The sequence below is a fragment of the Serpentinimonas maccroryi genome, from assembly GCF_000828915.1.
Taxonomy (GTDB): domain Bacteria; phylum Pseudomonadota; class Gammaproteobacteria; order Burkholderiales; family Burkholderiaceae_C; genus Serpentinimonas; species Serpentinimonas maccroryi.
The window spans coordinates 2,580,001-2,582,500 of sequence record NZ_AP014569.1 but is presented as its reverse complement, the minus strand read 5'-3'; the positions used below and the strand labels follow the sequence as shown (position 1 = coordinate 2,582,500).

The window sequence follows — 2,500 nt, the reverse complement described above, 5'->3', positions numbered from 1 at the left end:
CTTTCCGCGGGGAGATTGCATCATCACAAACATTTCAACTTCGCTGAGTCTCGGGAGGAGACAGCGTGGCCATCGTTACGCCATTCGTGCAGGTCGGAACTTACCCGACAAGGAATTTCGCTACCTTAGGACCGTTATAGTTACGGCCGCCGTTTACCGGGACTTCGATCAAGAGCTTGCACCCCATCAATTAATCTTCCGGCACCGGGCAGGCGTCACACCCTATACGTCCACTTTCGTGTTTGCAGAGTGCTGTGTTTTTAGTAAACAGTCGCAGCCACCAATTTTTTGCAACCCCTTCGTGCTTCGATGTTCTCTACACACTACAAGGGCACACCTTCTTCCGAAGTTACGGTGTCAATTTGCCGAGTTCCTTCTCCCGAGTTCTCTCAAGCGCCTGAGAATACTCATCTCGCGCACCAGTGTCGGTTTGCGGTACGGTCAACTGCAAGCTGAAGCTTAGTGGCTTTTCCTGGGACCCCGTTTGGTTACTTCACGAACAAGTTCGCTCGATCGACAGCCTCGGTATATGTTGGGCGGATTTGCCTACCCAACGCCTACTTCTGCCTAAACCGGGACTTCCAACACCCGGATAACCTATTAAGATCCGTCCCCACATCGCACTTGCAGTCGGTACAGGAATATTGACCTGTTTCCCATCAGCTACGCATCTCTGCCTCGCCTTAGGGGCCGACTCACCCTACGCCGATGAACGTTGCGTAGGAAACCTTGCGCTTACGGCGAGCGGGCTTTTCACCCGCTTTAACGCTACTCATGTCAGCATTCGCACTTCTGATACCTCCAGCAGGCTTCACAACCCACCTTCAACGGCTTACAGAACGCTCTCCTACCACGCACATTTCTGTGCATCCGCAGCTTCGGTAACTGGCTTGAGCCCCGTTACATCTTCCGCGCAGGACGACTCGATCAGTGAGCTATTACGCTTTCTTTAAATGATGGCTGCTTCTAAGCCAACATCCTGACTGTTATAGCCTTCCCACTTCGTTTCCCACTTAGCCAATTTTAGGGACCTTAGCTGGCGGTCTGGGTTGTTTCCCTCTTGAGTCCGGACGTTAGCACCCGGTGCTCTGTCTCCCAAGCTGTACTCGTCGGTATTCGGAGTTTGCATAGGTTTGGTAAGTCGCCATGACCCCCTAGCCTAAACAGTGCTCTACCCCCGACGGTAATACTTGAGGCACTACCTAAATAGTTTTCGGAGAGAACCAGCTATTTCCAAGTTTGTTTAGCCTTTCACCCCTATCCACAGCTCATCCCCTGGTTTTGCAACACCAGTGGGTTCGGACCTCCAGTACCTGTTACGGCACCTTCATCCTGGCCATGGATAGATCACTTGGTTTCGGGTCTACACCCAGCGACTGAATCGCCCTATTCGGACTCGGTTTCCCTGCGCCTTCCCTATTCGGTTAAGCTTGCCACTGAATGTAAGTCGCTGACCCATTATACAAAAGGTACGCCGTCACCCGTTTCCAGGCTCCGACTTTTTGTAAGCATGTGGTTTCAGGATCTATTTCACTCCCCTCCCGGGGTTCTTTTCGCCTTTCCCTCACGGTACTTGTTCACTATCGGTCGATGATGAGTATTTAGCCTTGGAGGATGGTCCCCCCATATTCAGACAGGGTTTCTCGTGCCCCGCCCTACTTTTCGCTAGCTTAGTACCACACGTCTCTTTTCACATACGGGGCTTTCACCCACTATGGCCAGCCTTTCCAGACTGTTCTGTTAAGTGTCGTGCTATCACTAGCAGGCTCCTCCGATTTCGCTCGCCACTACTCTCGGAATCTCGGTTGATGTCTTTTCCTCGAGCTACTTAGATGTTTCAGTTCACTCGGTTCGCCTCGTGCACCTATGTATTCAGTGCACGATACCCTTGCGGGTGGGTTTCCCCATTCGGAAATCTCCGGATCAAAGCTAATTTGCCAGCTCCCCGAAGCTTATCGCAGGCTATCACGTCCTTCGTCGCCTATCATCGCCAAGGCATCCACCACATGCTCTTATTCACTTGACCCTATAACTTTGAAGTCTGCCACCGCACTCGCTGACCACCGAAGCAGTCAGCTCAGCACCGCAGCAAATCGCAGCACAGCATCAAGGAATGCCTGTCAGGTCTCGCACCTGACGCGTTATGCCGTATCCAATCCGCTTGAAACTCTCGCTTCAAAATTGAATTCGCTTTGACGCAATCAAAATCGTTGTCGGCACACATTACGCCTTGCGACGCTGCATGCCCACAACTTTGATTCGACTCTATGAATTTTTAAAGAACAGCCGTTGCAGCAGGCTCGCACCCGCTGCGTTTTGTCGATAAAGTATCAACATCGAAACACTCGCCCTAGGCAAACGCTTGGATGTTGAAACCGATGCCCGCGGCAGCCGCCGCGGCGCTGCGCTTTGCTGCACAGCCTTGGTGTTTGGTGGAGGATGACGGGATCGAACCGACGACCCCCTGCTTGCAAAGCAGGTGCTCTCCCAGCTGAGCTAA

Annotated in this window: 1 tRNA gene and 1 rRNA gene (both running past the window's edge); both read right to left on the bottom strand. The window is 52.4% G+C overall.

Annotation, left to right across the window (positions count from 1 at the left end):
* Positions 1-2,026, bottom strand: a 23S ribosomal RNA gene (locus SMCB_RS11810); it reaches 851 nt to the left of the window's first position.
* Positions 2,027-2,430: 404 nt separating this feature from the next.
* A tRNA-Ala gene (locus tag SMCB_RS11805) sits at positions 2,431-2,500 on the bottom strand (it continues 6 nt past the right edge of the window).